This window comes from Bacteroides sp. An269 (genome assembly GCF_002159755.1).
GTDB classification, from domain to species: Bacteria; Bacteroidota; Bacteroidia; order Bacteroidales; family Bacteroidaceae; genus Phocaeicola; species Phocaeicola intestinalis.
The window spans coordinates 1-2,055 of record NZ_NFJG01000215.1 but is presented as its reverse complement, the minus strand read 5'-3'; the positions used below and the strand labels follow the sequence as shown (position 1 = coordinate 2,055).

1 protein-coding gene and 1 pseudogene are annotated in these 2,055 nt (G+C 47.0%); one reads left to right on the top strand and one right to left on the bottom strand.

Annotated elements, in window-relative coordinates:
• Positions 1 to 306: 306 nt before the first annotated feature.
• Positions 307 to 429: pseudogene (locus tag B5F71_RS20015) on the top strand (energy transducer TonB); the annotation flags it as partial.
• On the opposite strand, the gene B5F71_RS19300 reads toward B5F71_RS20015, so the two are convergent.
• Positions 426 to 2,009, bottom strand: coding sequence for an ATP-binding protein (locus B5F71_RS19300; RefSeq protein WP_087213589.1), 1,584 nt, complete (start codon positions 2,007 to 2,009; stop codon positions 426 to 428). The pseudogene B5F71_RS20015 and the gene B5F71_RS19300 sit on opposite strands and share 4 nt — an antisense overlap.
• Positions 2,010 to 2,055 lie beyond the last annotated feature (46 nt).

Sequence of the window (2,055 nt, the reverse complement as noted above, 5' to 3'; positions counted from 1 at the left end):
TACATACGTGTAGTGGTCCTCTCTTATCTGTGCAAAGCTCTGGATGCCTATCGGGTATTTCATATCGTATGGCTTATTGGTATAGCACAAAAATAGTGAGAATATTTTATATTGCCAAATTTATTAGGGATGCAGAATTTTTCGTATATTGGGGCATGGAGTTATGGATAGGCTATGAGAGTAAATACATTGATATGGTTTGTGTTATTGGTTTTGACCGGGTGCGGAGGCAGGCAAATGCGAGGAATCGATTCTTCAGATACATTGGTGGTAAAATCCTCACCTGTGGAAACGGAAAAGCTTACTGCCCACCTTTATCCCGATGTGCATCCCAACAAACCCGGACGTTACCGTTATTTCAAAGAAATCACGATTGGGGATAATCGTGAAAAGATTCTGTTAATGGCAGAGTTCCGTCTGGAAGATTAGCCTTGAATCTTCCAGTCGTCAATGGTCCCGGTCTGTGAAGAGAAGCTGGAACCTATTTTATAGATAAGTCGCCTGTCGGAAGCATACGGGCGTGCGTAGCCTTTTTCTTCTATCTGCTTTAGGGCTTCGTCTGCCGAACCGTCCAGTTTGAACTCGAAAATGTAGACGTAATCGGGTGTCTCTACGATGCAGTCCACCCGTCCTTCGCTCTGTTCCTTTTCGGTATAGACCGTGTAGACGCTGACCAGGCTGAATATCAGGTAGAACGTATAGTGGAAATAACGCTCCCTTTCCCTCTCGTCCTGCTTGCGACGCATGGTGTAAGGGATGTCGGCAAGGAAGGAGGTGAACAGCTTGTTTAATTTCTCCAATTCTCCTCTGCGCAAAGATAGGACCACATTACGCACCCAACTGCCCATTTCTTGCCGGGGCTTCAAATAATCTGAAGCAATCAATGCCACAAATCCTTTCTTGACTTCGTTGTTGGGAAAATCAAGTAGGAATGTCCCGAAATCGCGGTCATAACCTTTGATAGTGAGATACCCGCTCTGGTAAATCATCGGCAACGGTTTTTCTACATTTGCCTTATAGTCGACAAATTCCTGCGGGTCGTAATATTTTCCGGTTAGTTCATCCAGGTTCTCATCGGTATGCGCAAGCAGACGGATTAGGTATGAAGGAGTACCGCTACGGAACCAGTAATCTTGCATGTCTCGCGTGGCAAAAGCATTGAGCAGGCTGAAAGGATTGTAGATATCTGTCATGGCTTTACTGAAATGATATCCGTCGTACTGGCGTTTGAGCAGACCGGTCATTTCTTCCTTGGATATGCCTTCCCTGTCTGCCATATCACTTATCGGACCGGCAAAGTAGTGTTCCAGTTCTTCCTGGGTGATACCGCACAGGGCTTCGTACCGCCTGTCCATGCTGATGTCGGCAGGCTGGTTGAAACCGCTGAACACGCTTACCTGCGAGAACTTGGTAACCCCCGTAAGCAAGACGAACTGCAGGTCATCATCCGCAGCCTTGAATACCGAATAGAATCCTTTCAGCACTTCCCGGTTCCGCTCTTCCAGCAGCATTTCCTCCTGTTCTCCCTTAATGCCCGTATCAAGCACGTCCAGGATAGGCTTGTCGTATTCGTCAATCAACACCACGCACCGTCTTCCCGATTGCTCATGGGCTTGTTTGAGCACGTAAGCAAAGCGGTCTCCCACATCCGTCAGATAAGTGCTTTTCCCGTATTGGGCTTCCCAACCGGCAATGTATCCTTCCAGTTTCTTTTCCAACGTTCCCGGAACGGTGAAGTTGCTTCCGTTGAAGTCGATATGGAATACGGGATATTCCCTCCATTCCGTTTCCAGCTTCTCGATGGCAAGCCCCTTGAACAGCTCTTTCCTACCTGAGAAATAGTTCTTCAGGGTAGACACAAGCAGGCTTTTCCCGAACCGCCTCGGACGGCTGAGGAAATAAATCTTCCCTGTTGATACCAGCTGGTATATCAGGGCGGTTTTGTCTACATACGTGTAGTGGTCCTCTCTTATCTGTGCAAAGCTCTGGATGCCTATCGGGTATTTCATATCGTATGGCTTATTGGTATAGCACAAAAATAGTGAGAATATTTTA

Bases quoted from the DNA above. Each gene is read 5' to 3' on its own strand.
- B5F71_RS19300 (WP_087213589.1), bottom strand. From the start codon at position 2,009: ATGAAATACCCGATAGGCATCCAGAGCTTTGCACAGATAAGAGAGGAC.